The following is a 21,002-nucleotide window of genomic DNA, read 5'->3' as shown; positions in this document are numbered from 1 at the left end:
CGGCGGGGCGGGACGGGGCGGGCTCGGCGGCAGGAGTCGGGGAGGCGGTCGCCTCGATTCCTCTCGACGCCGGTGCGCCGACGGGATCGTGGGACGGCTTTTGTTGCGGCGGGCGTCCCGTCCTCCCGGGTGTCGCGCGCGTTGCTCCGGCATCGTCCGACGCAGCCCCTCCGGCCACGGCCGGCACCGTGCTCCTCGGAGCGGCGCCGGAGCCGCTGGACCGCCCCGCCGGATCGCCGTCCGCTGCACTCGTCCGGTCCGCGGCCTCCGGGTCCGTCTCCGGTCGGTCGGCGCTCGCCGTCGCTCCTCCGCTCGACGCCGGCGCAGCCGCCTCGGCCGTTGCGCGCTCGTCCACCCGCGCGGAGGCGTCCTCCGCCGCCACGAGCGCGCCGCCCCCGTTCCCGGACAGCAGCACCGCGCCGACGACTCCCGCGACCGCGAGTGCCGCCGCAGCGGACGCGGCGACGACCACTCCTGTTCCGCTGCCCACTCTCGACGCCCTTACCGCCGATGCGCGGACCGCGCTCGACGCCCGGACCGCGCTCGGCAGCGGACCGGAGGCCGCGCCGGAGCCCCCGCCCGCCGCCCAGGCGGCTGCGCCGCTCACCCCGGCGGTCAGCGGCAGCAGCACCGACGCGAGGCGGCGCGCAGTGCTCTCGGCCTCCGCCAGCGCCTCCCGGCAGGAGAGGCACCCGTCCAGGTGCCGGTCGATGCGGTGCCTGTCCCGGACGGGGGCTCGTCCTCGCGCGTACGTCCCCGCCCGCTCGAGCACCCACTCGCACTCGCCCGTCGCCGAGGCGTCCGCCACGTGCTCCCGGATCCACGCGGAGCGCAGCCCCTCCCGCGCCCGCACCCCGAGCGCTGCGACCGCGTTGGGCCGCAGGCCCATCAGCGGTGCGGCGGCGGCGGGGGACAGGCCCTCCACCTCCGTGTACCAGAGCACCTCCTGCCAGCGCGGCGGCAGCGCCCGGAACGCGCGCGCGCCCAGGTCGCGCTCGAGGGCGGCGAGGGCGTGCGCCTCGGGATCGGGGCCGGCAGAGGGGAGGGCGCGGTCGGCCTCGTCGAACGGCCGCTCGTGCCGGTCCCGCCGGGCCCAGGATCCCGCGACGTTGCGGACGGCGGTGAAGAAGTAGGGGCGGAAGGCGCCCTCGGGTCCGCCGCCGCGCTCGATCGCCCGCAGGACGCGGAGGAACGCCTCCGAGACCAGGTCGTCGGGGTCGGAGCTGCTCGCCCACGCCCGGGCCACGGTGCGCCCGGCCGAGGAGTGGCGGCGCCAGAGCTCGGAGACCGCGTCGGTGCGGCCCTCCCGGACCAGCGCGACGAGCTCTTCGTCGCTGCGGCCGTCGATGCGCTCGGAGCGGCGTCGAGGACCCACGGCGACGCCCTCCCTCCCGGTCCCGCGCCGGGACCGCCCGAGGGATCGTCGCACGATCGCGCGTGCCCGCCCCCGACTGGCGCGACTCCCGCGCCACCCGGCCTGCTTGCTAGAGTGAGCCCGCCGCGACTGGCGTTCGGATGGGTGACCATCAGGGAGCGGCACCTCCTCCGGGGCAGCGCCCCGGACACTTTTCCCGCCGCACGCCTGGGCTGGAACGGATACCGTAGATCGGGTCGCCCGAACGAGCCGTGTCGCGCCGCAGCGACCTGCCGGGCCCCTTCCGTTTCCCAGCCAAGGAGCGTCCGTGTCCTCTTCCCCCGCCAGCCCCGGCGTCGCCGCCTCGTTCGACCAGCCCGTGTCGGTGGTCGACCCCGAGATCGCCGCCGTGCTCCAGCAGGAGCTCGACCGCCAGCGCGGCTACCTCGAGATGATCGCGAGCGAGAACTTCGTGCCGCGCGCGATCCTCGAGTCGCAGGGCTCCGTCCTGACCAACAAGTACGCCGAGGGCTACCCCGGCCGCCGCTACTACGGCGGCTGCGAGTACGTCGACATCGCCGAGCAGCTCGCGATCGACCGCGCCAAGGCCCTCTTCGGCGCCGAGTTCGCCAATGTCCAGCCGCACTCCGGAGCCTCCGCCAACGCCGCGGCGCTCGCCGCGCTCGTGCAGCCCGGAGACACCATCCTCGGCCTCGAGCTCGCGCACGGCGGCCACCTGACCCACGGCATGAAGCTGAACTTCTCGGGCAAGCTCTACAACGCGACCGCGTACGGCGTCGACCCGCAGACCTTCCGCATCGACATGGACGCGGTCCGCGAGAAGGCCCTCGAGGTCCGTCCGCAGGTGCTCATCGCCGGCTGGTCCGCCTACCCCCGTCAGCTCGACTTCGAGGCGTTCCGCGCCATCGCCGACGAGGTCGGCGCGAAGCTCTGGGTCGACATGGCCCACTTCGCAGGCCTCGTGGCGGCGGGGCTGCACCCGTCGCCGGTGCCCTACGCCGACGTCGTGACGACCACCGTCCACAAGACGCTGGCCGGCCCGCGCTCGGGGCTCATCCTCGCGAAGCAGGAGTACGCCAAGAAGCTGAACTCGGCCGTCTTCCCCGGCCAGCAGGGCGGCCCGCTCATGCACGTGATCGCCGCGAAGGCGACCGCGTTCAAGCTCGCCGGCGAGCCCGAGTTCGCCGACCGCCAGGCACGCACCATCCGCGGCGCGCAGATCCTCGCCGAGCGCCTCACGGCGGCCGACTCGAAGGCCGAGGGCATCGACGTCCTGACCGGCGGCACGGACGTCCACCTCGTCCTCGCCGACCTGCGCGACTCGCCGCTGGACGGCAAGCAGGCCGAGGACCGCCTCCACGAGGTCGGCATCACGGTCAACCGCAACGCCGTGCCGTTCGACCCCCGCCCCCCGATGGTCACCTCGGGCCTGCGCATCGGCACGCCGGCGCTCGCGACCCGCGGCTTCGGCGACACGGAGTTCACCGAGGTCGCCGACGTCATCGCCGAGGCGCTCAAGCCCTCGGCCGACCTCGAGGCGCTGCGCGGCCGTGTCGCCCGCCTCACCGACGACTTCCCGCTCTACCCCGGGCTGTAGTCGATCCGCTGCACCACCCGCGCGGCGGAGGCCGGGGCACCGTCCCCCTCCGCCGCGCCACGACCGAGGAGCCCGAGATGACGGCACAGGTACTCGACGGCGTCGCGACGGCGACGGCGGTCAAGACGGAGATCGCGGAGCGGGTCGCCGCTCTGCGCGAGCGGGGCGTCGTGCCCGGGCTCGGCACGCTGCTGGTGGGGGACGATCCCGCTTCCCGCTCGTACGTCGCGGGCAAGCACCGCGACTGCGCGGAGGTCGGGATCGAGTCGATCCGCGTGGACCTCCCCGCGACCGCGTCGGCGGACGACATCCGCGCCGCCATCCGGCAGCTCAACGAGTCGGAGGCCGTGACCGGGTACATCATCCAGCTCCCGCTGCCGAAGGGCATCGACGAGAACGCGATGCTCGAGCTCATGGATCCGGACAAGGACGCCGACGGCCTGCACCCCACCAACCTCGGCCGCCTGGTTCTCGGCGTCGAGGGCGAGCTGGACAGCCCGCTGCCCTGCACGCCGAACGGGATCGTCGAGATGCTGCAGCGCCACGGCATCCCGACCTCGGGCCGGCATGTCGTCGTCGTGGGCCGCGGGCTCACCGTCGGCCGTCCGCTCGGGCTCCTGCTCACGCGGAAGGGCCTCGACGCCACCGTGACCCTCACCCACTCCCGCACGGCCGATCTCGCCGCGGAGGTGCGCCGCGCCGACATCGTGGTGGCCGCCGTGGGCGTGCCCGGGCTCATCCGCGCCGACTGGGTGAAGCCCGGCGCCGCCGTGCTCGACGTGGGCATCACGCGGGTCGAGAACCCGGAGACGGGCCGCGCGAAGCTGACCGGCGACGTCGCACCGGAGGCGGCGGAGGTCGCGGGCTGGCTGTCGCCCGTGCCCGGCGGAGTCGGCCCGATGACGCGCGCGATGCTCATCCACAACGTGGTGACGGCGGCCGAGCGCGCCCTGCGCTGACCGGTCCCGCGCCACAGGACCCGCGCCGGACCGCGCTCGGGGGCGACGTCCAGTCGCCTGCCGGTAGCGTGGCCCGGCGCTCTCGCGTCCCCCACCCCGTCGGACACGTCCTCGGAGCGCGCCCCGCCCCACGAGGAGAACCCATGCTCACCGTCACCGCCTACGCCGCCCCCTCCGCGACCGAGCCGCTCGTCCCCACCACCATCGAGCGCCGCGACGTCGGACCGCACGACGTGCTCATCGAGATCGCCTACTCCGGCATCTGCCACTCCGACATCCACACCGTCCGCGGAGACTGGGGTCCGGTGGCGTACCCGCTGACCGTCGGCCACGAGATCGTCGGCGTCGTCGCCGAGGTCGGCTCCGAGGTCACCAAGCACTCCGTCGGCGACCGCGTCGGCGTCGGCTGCATGGTGAACTCCTGCCGCGAGTGCGAGAACTGCCTCGCGGGCGAGGAGCAGTACTGCCTGAAGGGCAACACCGGCACCTACGCCTCCGTCGACCGCGACGGCACCATCACCCAGGGCGGCTACTCCACGCACGTCGTCGTCGTCGAGGACTTCGTGCTCCGCGTCCCGGAGTCGATCCCCTACGAGGCCGCCGCCCCGCTGCTGTGCGCGGGCATCACGACCTACTCGCCGCTCTCGCACTGGGAGGCGGGGCCCGGCAAGCGCGTGGCCGTCGTCGGCCTCGGCGGGCTCGGCCACATGGCCGTCAAGTTCGCGCACGCGATGGGCGCCGAGGTCACCGTGCTCTCGCAGACCCTCAGCAAGAAGGAGGACGGCCTCCGCCTGGGCGCCGACCACTACTACGCGACGCGCGACGAGGCGACCTTCACCGATCTCGCGAACACCTTCGACCTGATCGTCAACACGGTCAGCGCGCCCCTCGACCTCGACGCCTACCTGGGGCTCCTGCGCCGCAACGGCACGATGGTGAACGTGGGCGCTCCGGCCGAGGCGCTGCCGTTGCACGTCTTCACGCTCTTCGGCGCCCGTCGCTCCTTCGCGGGCTCGGGCATCGGCGGCATCCGCGAGACCCAGGAGATGCTCGACTTCTGTGCCGAGAAGGGCATCGCGAGCGAGGTCGAGGTCGTCTCGGCCTCGCAGATCAACGAGGCCTACGAGCGCGTTCTCGCCTCGGACGTCCGCTACCGCTTCGTGATCGACGCCTCCACGTTCGAGAAGTGAGCGCGGCCGGGGCGCTAGCCTCGGCGGCATGAGCGAACGGAGCCACCCGGCCGTCGACCGCGTCCTCGCCGACCTCGACCGGCACGGCGTGCACCCGACCGTGCGCTGGCTCGATTCGGCCGCGTCGACGGCGGCACTGGCGGCCGAGGCGCTGGGCGTCGACGTCGGCCAGATCGCCAACTCGCTCGTGTTCCTGATCGACGGTGCGCCGCTGCTGGTCCTGACCAGCGGCGGCCACCGCGTCGACACCGCCTGGCTGGGCGTGCAGCTGGGCGGATCGATCACCCGGGCGTCGGCCGCGGAGGTGAAGTCCGCGACGGGCCAGACGATCGGCGGGATCGCGCCGGTGGGCCATCCCGCGCCGCTGCGCACCGTGGTCGACACGGCCCTCGCCGCCTACGACGTTGTCTGGGCTGCGGCCGGGCACGCGCACACCGTCTACCCGACGAGCTTCGCCGAGCTGGTCCGGGTCACCGGGGGAGAAGCGCGCGCCGTCGTTCCGCCGGATCCGGCGCCGTAGCGGCTGGACGAGGAACGCCCCCTGCGACGCGAGGTCGCAGGGGGCGTCGACGGAAGCAGAGGTCAGAGCACCCGACCCGCGCCGTCGGCGGCCGTGACCAGGAAGAGCTCCGGAGTCGTGAAGCCCTTCTCGGCGAAGGCGGCGAGGACCGCGGCGCGGACCTCCTCTTCCTTCTCCACCGGGGTGAGGGCGATCGCGGAGCCGCCGAAGCCGCCGCCGGTCATCCGGGCGCCGATCGCTCCGGCGCCGCGCGCCGCCTCGACGGCGGTGTCGAGCTCGGGCACCGAGATCTCGAAGTCGTCGCGGAGGGAGACGTGGCCGGCGTCGAGCAGATCGCCGATCGCCCGGGGACCGTGCTCGCGCAGGGTGCGGACGGTCTCGAGCACGCGGGCGTCCTCCGTCACGACGTGCTTCACGCGCCGGTAGGTGACGTCGTCGAGGAGCTCCTGGGCGCGCGGCAGGTCGTCGACCGTCAGCTCGCGGAGCGACGGCACGCCGAGGGTCGCGGCGCCGAGTTCGCAGGAGGCGCGCCGCTCGGCGTAGCCGCCGGTGGCGTGCGCGTGCTCGACGCGGGTGTCGACGACGAGCAGGACGAGCCCGGCCTCCTCGAAGCCGAGGGGGACGACCTCGGTGTCGAGGCTGCGGCAGTCCAGGAACACCGCGGCGTCGCGCTTCCCGAAGAGGGAGGCGGACTCGTCCATGATCCCGGTGGGGGCGCCGACCGCGACGTTCTCGGCGCGACGACCGACGCGGGCCATCGTCGCGCGGTCGAAACCGAGGTGCCAGAGCTCGTCGAGGGCGACGGCCATCGCGCACATCAGCGCCGCCGAGCTCGAGAGCCCCGCGCCGACCGGCACGTCGGAGTCGACGTACGCGTCGAAGCCCGAGCGGGAGCCCAGGTCGACGCCGTACTCGGTGAGCGCCCAGACCACGCCGAGCGGGTAGGCCGACCAGCCGGTGACGGCGCCGGGGCCGAGCTCGTCGAGAGCGACCTCGACCACCTCGGGGGAGAAGGCGCTGCTGATCCGGATCAGGCGGTCCTCCCTGGGCGCGACGGCCATCGCCGTGGCGCGGTCGATCGCGAAGGGGAAGACGAAGCCGTCGTTGTAGTCGGTGTGCTCGCCGATCAGGTTCACGCGGCCGGGGCCGGCCCAGACGCCGGCGGCGGGGCGGCCGAAAGTGCGCTCGAAGGCGGCGGCCGCGCTCTCGGCGACGGCGGTCAGGGAGGCGGGAGCGGCGGTCATCGGTTCTCCTCGGCGATGTCGGCGGCGGTGGTGGCGGGAGTGGCGGCGCCGCCGGGAAGCGAGTCGTCGCTGTGCGCGGCGACCGGCAGGGCCGCGTCGGGGCGCTGTGCGATCCCGGCCTCGAGCACGGCCGCGTCGGCCCGCTCGATCGCCGCGCGCAGGGCCGCGGCGCTCGTCTCGGGGGCGATGTCGCCGATCCAGGCGCCCATCGCGGCCTCGCTCCCCGCGAGGTACTTGAGCTTCGTCTCGGCGCGGCGGGGCGAGGTGATCTGGAGCATCAGGCGCACCTCGTCGCGGCGCTCGTGCACCGGGGCCTGGTGCCAGGCGGCGATGTAGGGCGTCGGGGTGTCGTAGAGGGCGTCGATGCCGCGGAGCAGGCGCTGGTACATCACAGCCAGCTCGTCGCGCTCCTCCGGGGTCGTCGCCGCCAGGTCCGGGACGTGGCGGTGCGGCAGGAGGTGCACCTCGACGGGCCAGCGCGCGGCGAACGGCACGAACGCGGTGAAGTGCTCGCCGCGGAGGAGGACGCGCTCGCCGGCCTGCTCGAAGGCGAGGACGTCGGCGAACATCGACGGCCCGTAGCTGTCGAGCGAGGCGAGCAGGCGGGTCGTGCGCGGCGTGACGTAGGGGTAGGAGTAGATCTGCCCGTGGGGGTGGTGCAGCGTGACGCCGATCGCCTCGCCGCGGTTCTCGAACGGGAAGACCTGCTGCACGCCGGGAAGGGCCGAGAGGGCGCCCACGCGGTCGGCCCAGGCCTCGACCACGGTCCGGGCGCGGGAGGCGCTGAGCGTGGCGAACGAGCCCTCGTGCTCGGGGCTGAAGCAGACGACCTCGCAGCGGCCGACGCTGGTCAGCGTCCGGCCGAGCCCGAGAGTGCGCAGGTCCTCCAGGGAGGCGGGCGCGTCCGCGTCCTCGAGGAGCGGGCCGAAGGAGGGGGAGCGGTTCTCGAAGACGGCGACGTCGTACCGGCTGGGCACCTCCGACGGGTTCGTCGGCGACGCCGGGGCGAGCGGATCGAGCTCGGCCGGCGGCAGGAACACGCGGTTCTGGCGCGACGCGGCGATGGAGACCCACTCGCCGGTCAGCACGTCCTGGCGCATCCGCGCGGTGGCGGGGCGGGGGTCGAGGTGGCGTGCGTCGGCGGCGCGCTCCGGGGGGAGGGTCGTGTCGGCGTCGTCGAAGTAGAGGAGCTCGCGGCCGTCGGCCAGCGTGTGCGGGCGCTTGACGACGCCGGCGGAGAGTGTGATCGCTTCGTTCATGGCAGGAGTCAGACTAGGGCCGCATCTTCGAAAAGGAAAGCTCGTTTTCCCTTTGACAAGTCCACCGGTCCGCGGGCACGATGGGCGGATGAGGACGGACGGCGAGCAGGAGTCCACGTCGGCGATCGAGCGCCGGCTGCGGCTGCGTCTAGCCGCCGAGAGCTCGGGCTTCGTCGGGGTCGCCCCGATGGCCGACATGCTCGGGGTCTCGGTCGTCACGGTCCGCTCCGATCTCGCCCTGCTCGCGAGCGAGGGCGTCCTCCAGCGGGTGCGCGGAGGGGCGATCCCGGCGCCGAGGCCCACCGGCGAGCGCTCGCTCGAGGAGGGCCTCAGCGCCGCCTCCGACGAGAAGGCCGCGATCGGCGAGGAGGCCGCCGCCTCCGTCTCCTCCGGGCAGAGCATCGTGCTCGACGTGGGCACCACCCCGCTCGCCATCGCGCACGCGCTCGTGGCGCGGGAGGATCTGCGCGACGTCACGGTGATCACGAACGGCCTCTCCACTGCGCTGGCGCTCGAGCCGGCCATCCCGCGCTTCACGGTCGTCGTCACCGGGGGCACTCTGCGGCCGCTGCAGCACTCGCTGGTCGAGCCGCTGGCGTCCGAGCTGCTCGAGCGGATCCGCGCCGACATCGCCTTCATCGGCTGCACCGGCGTGCACCCCGAGGCCGGCGTCACCAACGTCAATCTCCCGGAGGCGACCCTGAAGCGTCGGATGCTGCAGGCGGCGACCCGCCGGGTCGTGGTCGCGGACTCCTCGAAGCTCGGAGTGGTCGACCTCGGCCGGGTCGCCGCTCCCGACGAGTTCGACCGTCTGCTCACGGGGGCGGGCGCCGCCGACGGACTCGTCGCCGCTCTGGAGGAGGCGGGGCTCGCGGTCACCCGCTGCCGGGCGCTCGGCGAGCGCGTCAGTCCGTAGGATCGAGGAATGGCCGACTTCACCCCCGCCCCCGCCACCGGGCGCCAGTTCTCGCTCGACCTCACCGCTGAGGGACGCACCCTGCACGCCGTCGTGACGGAGGTGGCCGCAGCGCTGCGCCACCTCTCGGTCGACGGAGTGGAGATCACCGCCTCCTACCCGGAGAGCACCGTCCCGCCGTTCGGCTCGGGCATCGTCCTGATGCCCTGGCCCAACCGCGTGAAGGACGGGCGCTGGCACCACCGCGGCGAGACGCTCCAGCTCGCGATCACCGAGCCGAAGTACCACAACGCCATCCACGGCCTCCTGGTGAGCACCCCGTACCGCCTCGTCGACCAGGGCCCGTCCTTCGTCGAGCTGGCCGCGCCGGTCGTGCCGCAGGCGGGCTACCCGTTCCACCTCGAGACCTCGGTCCGCTACGAGCTGCAGGCCGACGGGCTGAAGGTCGTCCACCGCGTCGTCAACGTCGGAGCCGACGAGGCGCCCGTCGCCATCGGCACGCACCCCTTCCTCGCCATCGGCGACGTCCCGACCGACGAGCTCGAGATCACCGTCGACGCGGCGGTGCACATCGAGGTCGACGAGCGCCTCAACCCCACCGTGCAGAACCCGGTCGAGGGCACCGAGTGGGACCTCCGCTCCGGCCGCCGCATCGGCGACCTGGAGCTCGACGACGCCTGGGCCGACGTCCGGATGGTCGACGGCGAGAGCGTGCACGGCCTCCGCGCCGCGGACGGCCGCCGCGTGCTCCTCTGGGCCGACGCCTCGCACAACTTCATCCAGGTCTTCATCACCCGGATCTTCCCCGACGGCGACGACGTGAAGACCGCGATCGCCGTGGAGCCGATGACCGCTCCCGCAGAGGCCTTCAACAGCGGGCAGGGCCTGCGCTGGCTCGACCCGGGCGAGGAGTGGACCGTCGCGTGGGGCATCCGCCACGAGGGGTTCCCCACCGCGTCATGACCACCCTCGCGGCCGTCGGGCGCGACGACGAGGCCAAGCGCGTCGCCCTCGTCCGGATGAAGCGGCTCGCCACGGGCCTGCTCGTGGTGATGGCCGTCGTCTTCGCCGTGTCGTTCGCCCTGCAGGAGCGCTACCCGTGGCTGCAGTGGGTCCGGGCCGCGAGCGAGGGCGGGATGGTCGGCGCGCTCGCCGACTGGTTCGCCGTGACAGCGCTGTTCCGTCGGCCGCTGGGCCTGCCGATCCCGCACACCGCGATCATCCCGACCAAGAAGGACGAGATCGGCGCGAGCCTCGCGCAGTTCGTCGAGGAGAACTTCCTCCGCGGCGCCATCGTGCGCGAGAAGCTCGACTCCTTCGGGATCGCCCGGCGGGCGGGGCTGTGGCTCGCCGAGCCGGAGAACGCGCACCGGGTCGGCGGCGAGAGTGCCGCGGCCGTCCGCTCGGCGATCGCCCTGCTGGACGACTCCGACGTGCAGCGCGTGATCGAGGCGCTGGCGCGGCGCCACCTCCTCGACCCGCAGTGGGGCCCGCCGCTGGGCTCGCTGGTGGGCAGCGTGGTCGAGGCGGGCCACCACCGGCGCCTCGTGGACACGCTGGTGGAGCAGGCGGAGGCGTGGCTGACCGCGAACCCGCAGAGCTTCACCCGCATGGTCAGCGGCCGCCTGCCGAGCTGGCTGCCCTCAGCGGTCAGCCGAGCGGTGGACGAGCGGCTGTACCGCGAGGCGCTCGTCTTCGTCGCCGCGGTGCGCGAGGACCAGGTGCACCCGTTCCGGATCGCGATCGACGGCTACCTCGCCACGCTGGCGCAGGATCTGGGCACCGACCCCGACCTGATCGCCCGGGTCGAGGAGATCAAGAACCGCGCCTTCGACAGCCCGCGCGTCCGCGAGCTCGCCGGGGACGCCTGGGAGGCGACGAAGGCCTCCCTCCTCGGCGCGATGGACGACCCGTCGAGCCCCCTCCGCGGCAGCATCGAGTCGATCGTGGTCGATCTGGGCCGCCGGCTCTCGACCGACGCCGGTCTCGCGGCGACCGTCGACTCCTGGATCGGATCGGTCGCGGCCAACCTGGTCGACCGCTACCGCACCGACATCGCCAGCATCATCGGCGACACCATCCACCGCTGGGACCCGCGCGAGACGTCCGAGAAGCTCGAGCTGCAGGTCGGGAAGGACCTCCAGTTCATCCGGATCAACGGCACCGTCGTGGGCTCCCTGGCCGGGCTGGTCATCTTCACCGTCGCGCACGCGCTGCTCGGGTCGTGAAGCGGGGCGCCCGGGCCCGCTCCGCAAGCCCTCGTCGGCGTCGGTGGTCGGGCGTACGGTCGCACCATGAGCGATGACAACACCACCGATCCCGATGTCAAGACCGAGGGCGACGTCCTCGGCGCCCGTGCCGACGACGGCAGCGACACCAGCGCCAGCAAGGACCCGTCCGACTGGGTCACCGGCGACGAGCCGATGACCGGCCCGCAGCGCAGCTACCTCGACACCCTCGCGCGCGAGGCGGGCGAGACCCTGCCCGCCGACCTCACCAAGGCCCAAGCCTCCGAGCACATCGACCGCCTGCAGTCCTCCACGGGCCGTGGCGACGGCAGCAACGGGCACGACTGATCCCGCCGGGGCGCCCCGGGGCTGAGCATCAGTCCCCGTCGGCGCCCCCGTCCGGGGCGCGCACACCGCGCCCCGACGTCCCTAGGGTTCCGTCATGGCGATCTCCCGCACCACGCGCAACGCCCTCGACCTCATCGACGCGATCCGGATCCCCGGCCGCATCGATCCCCGTCTGGCCCGGCAGGTGACCCTGTCCCTCCGCCAGCTCCTCGAATCCGGAGCCTTCGGCCCGAGCGAGCGGCTCCTCCGCCGCCGCGCGAGGAGGCTCCGCTCCCGCACCCGCGAGGCGGCCGCGTTCCGGCAGACGCGCCCGGCCGGCTGCACCGTCCAGCCCTGAGCCCGCTGAACGGAGTCGCTCCGCTGTGACCGGCGACGGGACAGACACCGTCTGCGCGGTCGTCTAGAGTTCCTGGCATCCGGTCCGCCGGATGCCCGCCGCAGTCTCCCGGCCGGTCGACAACGGAGTCGTCCCGGCGCGGGTCATCCCCCCGTTCGCGCGTCGAACGCCCCGCTGGTTCCAGCACCCCGCTCCCTCCTCGAGAAGGGACTCCCGCGATGACGACCCGCGTCTCGCACACCGCGACGACCGTCCGCCTCGTCCGCTGGTACCGGATCGACTCCGACTGGCTCTCGGAGGTCGTCACCGGCCGCCTGCTCGAGCACCAGGACGGCCGCTGGCGCCTGCTCGTCGGCGAGAAGGTCCGCGACTACCCGGACGAGGTGTGGTCGCTCTGCCACGAGTGATGCCGTCGCGGAGCACCGCGGCCCGGACGAGCCGTCAGAGGTAGAGGTAGTACGTCTTCGCGCAGTCCGTCGAGCAGAACGGGTCACGGCGGCGGGCCGGCCGGACTCGGCACGCCTCGCACAGCCGAGGCCGGCGCAGGAGGACGCGGAGGACGGTCAGCACCTCTGCACGGTAGTGCGGCGACCTGGCTGCGCCCTGGCACTGTCCGGAAAGCGCGACCAGGCGGTCGTGTGGTGGGCCCCGTCGGGCTCGAACCGACGACCCGCGGATTAAAAGTCCGCTGCTCTGCCAACTGAGCTAGAGGCCCGCGCGCTCCAGGGTAGCGGGCCGTCGACGCCCCCCGGAGCAGGTGCGGCCCGGAGCAGGTGCGGCCCGGAGCGCGGACGATCCCGGAGCGGACCGCGTCCTCCGCGCGGGCATACCCGCCCAGCCGCGGGCGTTACCCTCCTCGAACCCCCTACGGAGCGCGAGCGCGAGAGCGTCCGCGCGCACGACCGCGGAAGGCGGCCCCATGACAGACGGCTTCCACAAGCCGACCAAGTTCCCCTCCCACGTCTTCGAGGCGTTCCAGGGAGGAGAGGACCCGGCGCAGATCAGCCGCGTCGCCCACGAGACCGCGATCGCGCTGCTGAGCCGTGTCCGGAACGACCCCGACCCGGTGGTCATCGACCGCCTGGTCGAGTACACCGACCACAACGGCATCGACGCGCTGGCCGAGCTCTGGGCGCGCTCCAGCGCGGCGAGCCTGCCGGGCGCCCTCTGGCGGATCTACCTGCTGCGGCTGGTCATCCGGCAGGACCCGGAGAGCACGAGCTTCCTCTACCAGCGCGGAGTCGAACTGTCCGCCACGATCGACCCGGTGGTCGCCGGAGCCAGCACTCCCACGGGGCCGGCCGAGATCACCGAGCTGGCCGACCGGATCCTCCGCGGCGTCTTCGACGGCGACTTCGCGGTGGCACTGGACCGCGCCGCGGCGTTCTGCCGCGTGAGCGCCTCCGGAGCCGTCTCGGTCGCCGACGATGTGGAGCCGGTGAACCCCGTCCGGGCGAGCGAGCTGACCACCCGCGCCCTGCGCCTCTCGACCACCGCGGCCGAGCTCGTGAGCTGCGCGCGGCTGTGGCGGAGCGACTCCCTGGAGTGACGCGCAACCCGCGTTCACCCATTGCGAACGCCGCTCGCCGCCACCGCGGAGGCCTTTGGTAGACTGGCGGAAGCCGGATCGCAGTAACCCCGGGCTCCACTTATAGCCGCTTCGAGCGGCCTCGCGCCGAGAGGCGTTCCTGCGGTCCGGCCCCTTCTCTGCTCGCATCGAGGCCACGGTGCGCGAGGCGAGGGCCCAGGAGGAGTCGATCCTCGCCCGAGTCCCCACAGACAGGCGCCAGCGGAATGAAGAACAGCAGAGCTCTCCGGATCGGCGCGCGCGTCTGGGCGGGGACGGGGCTGCTGGTCGTCGCCGCCCTCTACCTCCTCGCCGCGCCGAGCGTCGACGACGCGGAGGGCGCCCAGTTCGCCGCGGGGGTCTCGCTCTCGCAGGGCACGGTGATGCGCGTCCTCGCGGTCCTCGACGTGCTCGCCGGGCTCTGGGTCCTCATCCGCCCGCGCAGCTATCCGGGCATCACCGCTGCGGCGGTGGCCGTGATCTCGCTCTGGCTGGCCCCCCGGCTGGGCGACCCCGCGCTCGTGCCGATCGGCGCGTTGGCGCTGGATGTCCGATTCGTGACGCATCCGATCGAGGTGTCGGTCGTCGTTGCAGGCCTGGCCGTGACAGCCTTCTGGATGACGCGGAATCTTTCAGCCCGGGCGCGGGCGAGGCGGGGCTGATGACGGACGACACCACTGCGGAGGCGGCTGTCCTCCTCGAGCGCATCGCCGGGGGAGAGCAGGCCGCGTTCGCCGCGCTCTACGACCAGATGGCCGGCCGGGTCCTCGGCCTGATCATCCGCGTCCTCGTCGACCGCTCCCAGTCCGAGGAGGTGGCCCAGGAGGTCTTCCTCGAGATCTGGCAAACCGCTGGGCGTTTCGCTCCGAATAAAGGAAGCGCGACGACCTGGATCCTCACGATGGCACACCGCAGGGCCATCGACAGGGTCCGCGCGGCTCAAGCCGGCCGTGATCGGGACATGCGCATCGGAATCCGAGACCTCGGACGCGACTACGACCAGGTCTCCGAGCAGGCGGAGGTGTCCCTCGAGCACGAGAAGGTCGCGGCCGCCATGGGCCGCCTGACGGAACTGCAGCGGCAGGCGCTGCAGCTCGCTTACTACGGCGGATACTCGCACAGCGAGATCGCGGGGATCCTGCAGTGCCCCGTGGGAACCGTCAAGACACGCCTGCGTGACGGAATGATCAGACTTCGAGAAGAGATGGGGGTGGCCCTGTGAACGATGTGCGACTCCCCGACGGGATGGACGACCCGCGCGATCTCGCGGCGGGTCACGCACTGGGCATCCTGACGCCCGAGGAGCAGGAGCGCTACGAGCGCTTCCTCTCCGAGCACCCGGAGGCGCGCGGCGAGGCCGACGCGTTCGCCGAGGTGGCGGAGGCGCTGGTCGCCGACGCACCCGCCGTGGAGCCCTCGCCGGGCTTCAAGGCCGACCTGATGGCGCTCATCGCCACCACTCCGCAGCTGCCGCTGGAGGAGCCCGACGAGGACCACGAGGCGCCCGCCGCGCCCCGTCTGGTCCCCGTCGCCTCCGAGGGCGAGCGGAGCGGTCCGACGGCTCGCCGGGACGGTGGCGGCAGCGCCGCGAACCGCGCCCGGAGCCGCTGGTTCGCCCGCCCCGCGGTCTACCTCTCGGCGGCCGCGGCCGCCGCGGTGATCGTGGTCGGCGGAGTGACCCTTCCGCCGCTGCTCTCGTCCGGCCCCGGCCAGACGCAGCAGCAGACGGCTCTGGAGCAGATCCGCAGCGCCCCCGACGCGCAGGAGACGACCGGCACGGTCGCCACCGGCGAGCAGGCGACGCTGGTCTGGTCGAGCTCGCTCAGCCGCTCCGCCCTCGTGGTGGACGACCTGGCGCCGCTGCCGGAGGACAAGACCTACGAGCTCTGGTACATCGGCTCATCCGGTCCGGTCGCCGCAGGGACGTTCGACGGGGGAGAGGGCAGCACCGTGGCCCCGCTCGAGGGGAGCCTGACCGAGGGCGGAGTCGTCGCCGTGACGGTCGAGGACGCCGGCGGCTCGCCGACTCCGACCACCGATCCGATACTGGCGATCGACATCGCCTGACGGCCCGAGCACGAGAAGAGCCGCACTCCGATGACGGAGTGCGGCTCTTCTCGTTCCCGGAGGGAACGCGGTGGAACGAGAGCGAGCCGCGACCCCGGAGGGACGCGGCTCGCTCTCGTCTGCGGCGGATCAGCCGAAGCGGCCCGAGACGTAGTCCTCGGTCGCCTGGACGGACGGGCGCGAGAACATCGTCGCGGTGTCGTCGTACTCGATGAGCTTGCCCGGCTTGCCGGTGCCCGCGATGTTGAAGAACGCGGTGCGGTCCGAGACGCGCGAGGCCTGCTGCATGTTGTGGGTCACGATGACGATCGTGTAGTCGTTCTTGAGCTCCTCGATGAGGTCCTCGATCGCGAGGGTCGAGATCGGGTCGAGGGCGGAGCAGGGCTCGTCCATCAGGAGGACGTCAGGGGAGACGGCGATCGCGCGGGCGATGCACAGACGCTGCTGCTGGCCGCCGGAGAGACCGGAGCCCGGCTTGTCGAGGCGGTCCTTCACCTCGTTCCAGAGGTTCGCGCCCTGGAGCGAGCGCTCGACGAGCGCGTCCGCGTCCGACTTCGAGATGCGGCGGTTGTTGAGCTTCACGCCGGCCAGCACGTTGTCCCGGATGGACATCGTCGGGAACGGGTTGGGGCGCTGGAAGACCATGCCCACCTGCCGGCGGACCTGCACCGGGTCGACGCCCGGGCCGTACAGGTTGTTGCCGTCGATCAGGACCTCGCCCTCGACGTGCGCGCCGGGGATGACCTCGTGCATGCGGTTGAGCGTGCGGAGGAAGGTCGACTTGCCGCAGCCGGACGGGCCGATGAAGGCGGTGACCGTGCGGGGCTCGATGGCGAGCGAGACGCCCTCCACCGCGAGGAACTGGCTGTAGTAGACGTTGAGGTCGTTGACCTCGATGCGCTTGGACATTGCTTCCTTCGGGGATTCCGGCCGGAGCCGAGTGGTGGGTGTCAGCGGCCGAGCTTGGGGGCGAAGATCTTCGCGATCAGGCGGGCGACCAGGTTCAGCGCCATGACGATCAGGATGAGGGCCAGCGCGCCGGTCCAGGCCCGGTTGAGGAACGCCTCGGCGTCGGGGCCCTGGTTCGCGTACTGCGTGTAGACGAAGACCGGGAGGGTCATCATCCGCTCGCTGAAGAGGTCGTAGTTCATCGACGCGGTGAAGCCGGCGACGATGAGCAGCGGGGCGGTCTCGCCGATGACGCGGGCGATCGCGAGGGTGATGCCCGTCGTGATGCCGGCGATGGAGGTCGGCAGCACGATCTTGACGATGGTCAGCCACTTCGGCACGCCGAGGGCGTAGGACGCCTCGCGCAGCTCGTTCGGGACCAGCTTCAGCATCTCCTCCGACGAGCGGACGACCACGGGGATCATCAGCACGGCGAGGGCGATCGAGCCGGCGAAGCCCATCCGGACGCCGGGGCCGAGGAGCAGCGCGAAGAGCGCGTACGCGAACAGGCCCGCGACGATGGAGGGGATGCCCGTCATCACGTCGACGAAGAAGGTGATCGCCCGGGCGAGGTGGCCGCGGCCGTACTCGACGAGGTAGATCGAGGTGAGCAGGCCGATCGGCACCGAGATCAGCGCGGCCATGGCCGTGATCTCGAGCGTGCCGATGATCGCGTGGAGGGCGCCGCCGCCCGCGTCGATGACGTTGCGCATGGACGAGGAGAAGAAGAGCGGATCGAACCGCGCGACTCCGTTGGAGACGACCGTGTAGAGCAGGGAGATCAGCGGGAGCAGCGCGATGATGAACGCGGTCGCGACCAGCGAGGTCACGAGGCGGTCGACAGCCTTGCGGCCGCCCTCGACCAGGCGCGAGACCACGTAGATGGCGACGTCGAAGAGGACGGTGCCCCAGAAGATCGCGCCGACGAGGCTGAAGTCGTTCATCATTCCGGCCGCCTGGAGGATCAGGAAGACGGCGGCGAACACGACCCAGCTGCCGACGAGCAGCATCCAGGGGGTGCCCTTGGGCAGCTTGCCCGCCTGCAGCGAGAAGGGCATCGACGAGGTGGCGGCGGACATCAGTTGGCTCCCGAGAAGGCCTTGCGGCGGTTGACGATGAACCGCGCGACCGAGTTCACGACGAGGGTGATGACGAAGAGGATGAGGCCCGAGGCGACGAGGACGTTGACGCCGACTCCGCTCGCCTCCGGGAACTGCAGCGCGATGTTCGCGGCGATGGTGTTCGAGTTCTGCGAGGTGAGCAGGAGGAAGGAGACGACCGTCGCGGGCGAGAGCACCATCGCGACGGCGAGCGTCTCGCCGAGGGCCCGGCCGAGGCCGAGCATGGCGGCCGAGACGATGCCCGGAGCGCCGAAGGGCAGGACGGCCATGCGAATCATCTCCCAGCGGGTCGCGCCGAGCGCGAGCGCCGCCTCCTCGTGCAGGCGCGGGGCCTGGAGGAAGATCTCGCGGCAGACCGCGGTGATGATCGGGATGACCATGACGGCCAGCACCACCGAGGCGGTGAGGATCGTCTTGCCGGTGCCCGACGCCTGGCCGCCGAAGAGCGGGAACCAGCCGATGTTCACGTTGAGGAAGAGGTAGAAGGGCTGCACCATCGGCGCCAGCACGGTCGCGCCCCAGAGGCCGAAGACCACCGAGGGGACGGCGGCGAGGAGGTCGACCACGTAGCCGAGGGCCATCGCGATGCGGCGCGGCGCATAGTGCGAGATGAAGAGGGCGATCGCGATCGAGAGCGGCAGGGCGATCACCAGGGCGATCACCGCCGACCAGACCGTGCCGAACACCAGGGGGCCGACGTAGGCCCAGAAGCTCGTCGCGTCGCCGGGGAGGCTGCCGGCCGGCGCGGTGAACGCGGGGATCGACTGCGCGATGAGGAAGATCGCGACGGCGGCGAGGACGAGGAGGATGAGGGAGCCGGCGGCGACGGTCGAGATCGAGAAGACCCGATCTCCGACACGCACCTTCGCCTTCGGGCGGACGACGGTCTCAGTTGCCATTCCAGGGGACTCTCTTCAGACGAGGGGGTTCGGCGGGGCGCACAGGGAGATGCTAGGGCTCGGAGGGGCGTCCGGTGGGTCGAGCCCGGCACAGGCGGGGCCCGTCCCGCGGATCGTGCTGCGAGACGGGCCCTGCCGGTGGGACTACTTGATCGACTCGATCGCGGTGGCGACGGTCGAGGCGAGCTCGGAGCTCAGGGGAGCGGAGCCGGCCTGAGCGGCGGCGGCCTCCTGGCCCTCCTCGCTCGCGACGTAGGAGGCGAAGGACTTGACGACCTCGCCCTTCTCGGCGTCCGCGTACTCCTGGCACACGATGAGGTAGCTGACCAGGACCATCGGCCAGGCGTCCGCCTCGGTGCCGGTGCGGTCGATCTTGATCGCGAGGTCGTTGTCCTCGCGGCCCTCGGCGATGGGCGAGGCGGCGACGACCGCCGCGGCTCCGTCGGCCGAGATGGTCGAGAACGCGTCGCCGACCTTCAGCTGCGCCATGTCCATGCCCTGGGCGCCGGACTCGTCGGCGTAGCCGATCGTGTTGGTGCCGTTCTTGACCGCGTCGACGACACCCGAGGTGCCCTTGGCGCCGTCACCGCTCTGGTACGGGAAGGTCTGCGCGGCAGGAGCGTCCCAGACGTCGCTCGCGGTGGCCGCGAGGTAGTCGGTGAAGTTCTGCGTGGTGCCCGAGTCGTCCGAGCGGTGCACGGAGGTGATGTTCGCCGACGGGAGGGTCGCGTCGGGGTTCAGGGCCTTGATCTCCGGGGCGTCCCAGGAGGTGATGGTGCCCTTGAAGATGCCCGCGATGGTGGCCGCGTCGAGCTTGAGCTCGTCGACGCCCTCCACGTTGAAGATGACCGCGATCGGCGAGATGTAGACCGGGAGGTCGATCGCCTTGGTGTCGGGGGCGCAGGCGGCGAAGGTGCCCGCGAGCTCCTCGTCCTTGAGCGCGGAGTCGGAGCCGGCGTAGTCGGCGGCGCCGTCGATGAAGTTGGTGCGGCCGGCGCCGGAGCCCTGCGGGTCGTAGTTGACCGTGACCTCGGGGTTCGCAGTCTGGAACGCGGCGGCCCAGGTGGTCTGCGCGGTGCCCTGAGCGGACGAGCCGATCCCGGTGATGGTGCCGGAGAGCGTGGAGGTGGTGGCGGAGCCGGAGCTGCCGCCTGCGGCCGGTGCCTCGTTGGCAGCGCAGGAGGTCAGCGTGATCGCTGCGACGGCGGCGACGACGGCCGCCTGGCCGAGACGCGAGAATCTCACAAGTATCCCTTTCGGGTAGGAAAGCGTGGAAAACAGAACAGGACCTGGTGCAGCCCGCGAGCGAGAGTACGGAGGGGTCGTGTCCTGGCACCGACCGCTCGGTGAACGCGCGGTGAACGGGTCCGCCTCGGGATTGCGGAGCGACGGGGCGGCGGGGAAGGCGTGGTGCGTCGGGCGCGTCCCGGCGGCGCGACCGGCCCGGTGCGGACGGACCCGTCGAGCCGGTCGCGCAGCGCGCCCGGGCGGTCAGGCCAGCGGCGTGTGCGTCTCGATCGCGACGATGCCGGAGCCGGGGTGGCCGGTGGAGAGGTGCACCACGGCGAAGCCCCCGGTCGGGAGCGCTGCCGCCTCGTCGAGGTAGGCGCCGAGAGGAGTCGCCGTGGCGAGGGCGATCTCGCGCAGGATCTCGGGGATCACCGGCCGGTGACTGCAGAGGACGGCGGTGCGGCGGGCGCGGACCCGCTTGCCGACGAGGGCGCGGACGTCGGCGGTGCCCTGCTCGTGCGCCTCCTGGCTGAGGTCGTCGCGCAGCTTGACCGGCTTCCTGACCAGACCGGACAGCGGGGCGATGGTCGACCGGCAGCGCTTGGCGGTGCTCGAGACGAGGCGGCGCGGGCGCCAGGCGGCCACGGCCTGAGCGGCGGCCGCGGCCTCGACCCGGCCGCGCCCGGTGAGGCGGCGGGTGGAGTCGCGGCCGTCCCAGGAGGAGGCGGGCACCGCCTTCGCGTGCCGCAGGACCACGATCGCGAAGGTCTCGAGCGCACCGCGTGCGGCGATCCGGGCGAACTCGTCGACGATCGTCACGTCGTGCGGATAGGTCAGGTAGCTCCGGGCCCGCTTGAGCGTCACCCACTCGAGCGCCTCGACCTCGTCGTTCGGGAGGAAGTCGGACGCCAGGACGGCCTTCTCGGTCACCTGCGCCGCCCAGTAGTAGACGGCCTTCGGGCGTCCACTCGGCAGCGTGTACTCGGTGCACCCCAGCGGCACCCCGAGCGCCACCGAGAGCCCGGTCTCCTCGCGGATCTCGCGGACCGCGGTCTCCGGGAGGGACTCGCCCGCGTCGACCTTGCCCTTGGGCAGGCTGACGTCCCGGCGGTGCGGCCGGTGGATCACGAGGATGTGCGGGCGGCCCTCGATGATCCGCCAGCACACCGCTCCTGCTGCGTAGACGGTGCCCGTCAC

22 protein-coding genes and 1 tRNA gene are annotated in these 21,002 nt (G+C 72.6%); 14 read left to right on the top strand and 9 right to left on the bottom strand.

Annotation, left to right across the window (positions count from 1 at the left end):
* Positions 1 to 1,375: sigma-70 family RNA polymerase sigma factor (locus C5C44_RS15260; RefSeq protein ID WP_104336136.1), on the bottom strand; the 1,375-nt coding region annotated here is incomplete at its 3' end.
* Between the two features lie 307 nt (positions 1,376 to 1,682).
* On the opposite strand from C5C44_RS15260, the gene glyA reads away from it, so the two are divergent.
* The 4 genes from glyA to C5C44_RS15240 all read left to right on the top strand — a co-directional run bounded on the left by glyA (position 1,683) and on the right by C5C44_RS15240 (position 5,641).
* Entirely contained in the window at positions 1,683 to 2,972 is a 1,290-nt protein-coding gene (gene glyA / locus C5C44_RS15255; protein ID WP_104224723.1) for a serine hydroxymethyltransferase, read from the top strand.
* Positions 2,973 to 3,049: 77 nt separating this feature from the next.
* Positions 3,050 to 3,931: a bifunctional methylenetetrahydrofolate dehydrogenase/methenyltetrahydrofolate cyclohydrolase gene (locus C5C44_RS15250; RefSeq protein ID WP_104336135.1), complete on the top strand. Its 882-nt coding sequence runs from the start codon at positions 3,050 to 3,052 to the stop codon at positions 3,929 to 3,931.
* A gap of 143 nt (positions 3,932 to 4,074) precedes the next feature.
* On the top strand, positions 4,075 to 5,121 hold the full coding sequence (locus tag C5C44_RS15245) for an NAD(P)-dependent alcohol dehydrogenase (RefSeq protein WP_104233905.1): 1,047 nt from the start codon (positions 4,075 to 4,077) through the stop codon (positions 5,119 to 5,121).
* A gap of 28 nt (positions 5,122 to 5,149) precedes the next feature.
* Positions 5,150 to 5,641 (top strand): YbaK/EbsC family protein, encoded by a 492-nt coding sequence (locus C5C44_RS15240; RefSeq protein WP_104336134.1) that lies wholly within the window; start codon positions 5,150 to 5,152, stop codon positions 5,639 to 5,641.
* 62 nt (positions 5,642 to 5,703) lie between these two features.
* On the opposite strand, the gene galK is transcribed toward C5C44_RS15240, so the two are convergent.
* A complete protein-coding gene (galK, locus tag C5C44_RS15235; protein ID WP_104256411.1) occupies positions 5,704 to 6,885 on the bottom strand; it encodes a galactokinase in 1,182 nt (393 codons plus the stop codon).
* Positions 6,882 to 8,144, bottom strand: coding sequence for a galactose-1-phosphate uridylyltransferase (gene galT, locus C5C44_RS15230; protein ID WP_104224718.1), 1,263 nt, complete (start codon positions 8,142 to 8,144; stop codon positions 6,882 to 6,884). The genes galK and galT overlap by 4 nt, the downstream gene beginning before the upstream one ends.
* An 88-nt stretch (positions 8,145 to 8,232) precedes the next feature.
* On the opposite strand from galT, the gene C5C44_RS15225 reads away from it, so the two are divergent.
* From C5C44_RS15225 to C5C44_RS15200, 6 genes are all read left to right on the top strand, one after another.
* Positions 8,233 to 9,060, top strand: a complete 828-nt coding sequence (locus C5C44_RS15225; RefSeq protein ID WP_104227275.1) for a DeoR/GlpR family DNA-binding transcription regulator — start codon at positions 8,233 to 8,235, stop codon at positions 9,058 to 9,060.
* 9 nt (positions 9,061 to 9,069) lie between these two features.
* Positions 9,070 to 10,023 carry an aldose 1-epimerase family protein gene (locus tag C5C44_RS15220; RefSeq protein ID WP_104247697.1) on the top strand — a complete coding sequence of 318 codons (954 nt, stop codon included), beginning with the start codon at positions 9,070 to 9,072 and terminating at the stop codon, positions 10,021 to 10,023.
* On the top strand, positions 10,020 to 11,288 hold the full coding sequence (locus tag C5C44_RS15215; protein ID WP_104224715.1) for a DUF445 domain-containing protein: 1,269 nt from the start codon (positions 10,020 to 10,022) through the stop codon (positions 11,286 to 11,288). The genes C5C44_RS15220 and C5C44_RS15215 overlap by 4 nt, the downstream gene beginning before the upstream one ends.
* Positions 11,289 to 11,354: 66 nt before the next feature.
* On the top strand, positions 11,355 to 11,636 hold the full coding sequence (locus C5C44_RS15210; protein ID WP_104224714.1) for a DUF3072 domain-containing protein: 282 nt from the start codon (positions 11,355 to 11,357) through the stop codon (positions 11,634 to 11,636).
* A gap of 94 nt (positions 11,637 to 11,730) precedes the next feature.
* The gene (locus C5C44_RS15205) at positions 11,731 to 11,973 is read left to right on the top strand and encodes a hypothetical protein (protein WP_104256416.1); all 243 of its coding nucleotides are present in this window, start codon (positions 11,731 to 11,733) and stop codon (positions 11,971 to 11,973) included.
* A 218-nt stretch (positions 11,974 to 12,191) separates the two neighbouring features.
* Positions 12,192 to 12,380, top strand: coding sequence for a hypothetical protein (locus C5C44_RS15200; RefSeq protein WP_104224712.1), 189 nt, complete (start codon positions 12,192 to 12,194; stop codon positions 12,378 to 12,380).
* Positions 12,381 to 12,612: 232 nt separating this feature from the next.
* On the opposite strand, the gene C5C44_RS15195 is transcribed toward C5C44_RS15200, so the two are convergent.
* A tRNA-Lys gene (locus C5C44_RS15195) sits at positions 12,613 to 12,688 on the bottom strand.
* A gap of 204 nt (positions 12,689 to 12,892) precedes the next feature.
* Here C5C44_RS15195 and C5C44_RS15190 point away from each other — a divergent pair.
* The 4 genes from C5C44_RS15190 to C5C44_RS15175 all read left to right on the top strand — a co-directional run bounded on the left by C5C44_RS15190 (position 12,893) and on the right by C5C44_RS15175 (position 15,607).
* Entirely contained in the window at positions 12,893 to 13,522 is a 630-nt protein-coding gene (locus C5C44_RS15190; RefSeq protein WP_104261007.1) for a DNA-directed RNA polymerase subunit beta, read from the top strand.
* 245 nt (positions 13,523 to 13,767) lie between these two features.
* Positions 13,768 to 14,202 carry a hypothetical protein gene (locus C5C44_RS15185; protein ID WP_104249365.1) on the top strand — a complete coding sequence of 145 codons (435 nt, stop codon included), beginning with the start codon at positions 13,768 to 13,770 and terminating at the stop codon, positions 14,200 to 14,202.
* On the top strand, positions 14,202 to 14,762 hold the full coding sequence (gene sigK, locus C5C44_RS15180; protein ID WP_104224709.1) for an ECF RNA polymerase sigma factor SigK: 561 nt from the start codon (positions 14,202 to 14,204) through the stop codon (positions 14,760 to 14,762). Before C5C44_RS15185 ends, sigK begins: the two co-directional genes overlap by 1 nt.
* Positions 14,759 to 15,607, top strand: coding sequence for an anti-sigma factor domain-containing protein (locus C5C44_RS15175; RefSeq protein ID WP_146084358.1), 849 nt, complete (start codon positions 14,759 to 14,761; stop codon positions 15,605 to 15,607). Before sigK ends, C5C44_RS15175 begins: the two co-directional genes overlap by 4 nt.
* Before the next feature lie 129 nt (positions 15,608 to 15,736).
* On the opposite strand, the gene pstB is transcribed toward C5C44_RS15175, so the two are convergent.
* From pstB to C5C44_RS15150, 5 genes are all read right to left on the bottom strand, one after another.
* Positions 15,737 to 16,516, bottom strand: coding sequence for a phosphate ABC transporter ATP-binding protein PstB (pstB, locus tag C5C44_RS15170; protein WP_104224707.1), 780 nt, complete (start codon positions 16,514 to 16,516; stop codon positions 15,737 to 15,739).
* 41 nt (positions 16,517 to 16,557) lie between these two features.
* Entirely contained in the window at positions 16,558 to 17,634 is a 1,077-nt protein-coding gene (gene pstA, locus C5C44_RS15165) for a phosphate ABC transporter permease PstA (protein ID WP_104224706.1), read from the bottom strand.
* Complete coding sequence (pstC, locus tag C5C44_RS15160) at positions 17,634 to 18,575, bottom strand: phosphate ABC transporter permease subunit PstC (RefSeq protein ID WP_104227270.1); 942 nt, start codon at positions 18,573 to 18,575, stop codon at positions 17,634 to 17,636. The genes pstA and pstC overlap by 1 nt, the downstream gene beginning before the upstream one ends.
* Positions 18,576 to 18,719: 144 nt before the next feature.
* The gene (gene pstS / locus C5C44_RS15155) at positions 18,720 to 19,820 is read right to left on the bottom strand and encodes a phosphate ABC transporter substrate-binding protein PstS (protein ID WP_104268351.1); all 1,101 of its coding nucleotides are present in this window, start codon (positions 19,818 to 19,820) and stop codon (positions 18,720 to 18,722) included.
* A 246-nt stretch (positions 19,821 to 20,066) separates the two neighbouring features.
* Entirely contained in the window at positions 20,067 to 21,002 is a 936-nt protein-coding gene (locus C5C44_RS15150; RefSeq protein WP_104224703.1) for an NUDIX domain-containing protein, read from the bottom strand.

The organism is Rathayibacter sp. AY1F6, from assembly GCF_002932035.1.
GTDB lineage: Bacteria > Actinomycetota > Actinomycetes > Actinomycetales > Microbacteriaceae > Rathayibacter.
Note: the sequence above shows the minus strand (reverse complement) of the source record. Positions and strands in the feature narration are given on the sequence as shown.

Bases quoted from the DNA above. Each gene is read 5' to 3' on its own strand.
- pstC (WP_104227270.1), bottom strand. From the start codon at position 18,575: ATGGCAACTGAGACCGTCGTCCGCCCGAAGGCGAAGGTGCGTGTCGGA.
- C5C44_RS15250 (WP_104336135.1), top strand. From the start codon at position 3,050: ATGACGGCACAGGTACTCGACGGCGTCGCGACGGCGACGGCGGTCAAG.
- C5C44_RS15205 (WP_104256416.1), top strand. From the start codon at position 11,731: ATGGCGATCTCCCGCACCACGCGCAACGCCCTCGACCTCATCGACGCG.
- C5C44_RS15210 (WP_104224714.1), top strand. From the start codon at position 11,355: ATGAGCGATGACAACACCACCGATCCCGATGTCAAGACCGAGGGCGAC.
- C5C44_RS15190 (WP_104261007.1), top strand. From the start codon at position 12,893: ATGACAGACGGCTTCCACAAGCCGACCAAGTTCCCCTCCCACGTCTTC.
- sigK (WP_104224709.1), top strand. From the start codon at position 14,202: ATGACGGACGACACCACTGCGGAGGCGGCTGTCCTCCTCGAGCGCATC.
- C5C44_RS15240 (WP_104336134.1), top strand. From the start codon at position 5,150: ATGAGCGAACGGAGCCACCCGGCCGTCGACCGCGTCCTCGCCGACCTC.
- C5C44_RS15225 (WP_104227275.1), top strand. From the start codon at position 8,233: ATGAGGACGGACGGCGAGCAGGAGTCCACGTCGGCGATCGAGCGCCGG.
- pstA (WP_104224706.1), bottom strand. From the start codon at position 17,634: ATGTCCGCCGCCACCTCGTCGATGCCCTTCTCGCTGCAGGCGGGCAAG.
- C5C44_RS15185 (WP_104249365.1), top strand. From the start codon at position 13,768: ATGAAGAACAGCAGAGCTCTCCGGATCGGCGCGCGCGTCTGGGCGGGG.
- C5C44_RS15200 (WP_104224712.1), top strand. From the start codon at position 12,192: ATGACGACCCGCGTCTCGCACACCGCGACGACCGTCCGCCTCGTCCGC.
- galT (WP_104224718.1), bottom strand. From the start codon at position 8,144: ATGAACGAAGCGATCACACTCTCCGCCGGCGTCGTCAAGCGCCCGCAC.
- C5C44_RS15215 (WP_104224715.1), top strand. From the start codon at position 10,020: ATGACCACCCTCGCGGCCGTCGGGCGCGACGACGAGGCCAAGCGCGTC.
- galK (WP_104256411.1), bottom strand. From the start codon at position 6,885: ATGACCGCCGCTCCCGCCTCCCTGACCGCCGTCGCCGAGAGCGCGGCC.
- C5C44_RS15245 (WP_104233905.1), top strand. From the start codon at position 4,075: ATGCTCACCGTCACCGCCTACGCCGCCCCCTCCGCGACCGAGCCGCTC.
- pstB (WP_104224707.1), bottom strand. From the start codon at position 16,516: ATGTCCAAGCGCATCGAGGTCAACGACCTCAACGTCTACTACAGCCAG.
- C5C44_RS15220 (WP_104247697.1), top strand. From the start codon at position 9,070: ATGGCCGACTTCACCCCCGCCCCCGCCACCGGGCGCCAGTTCTCGCTC.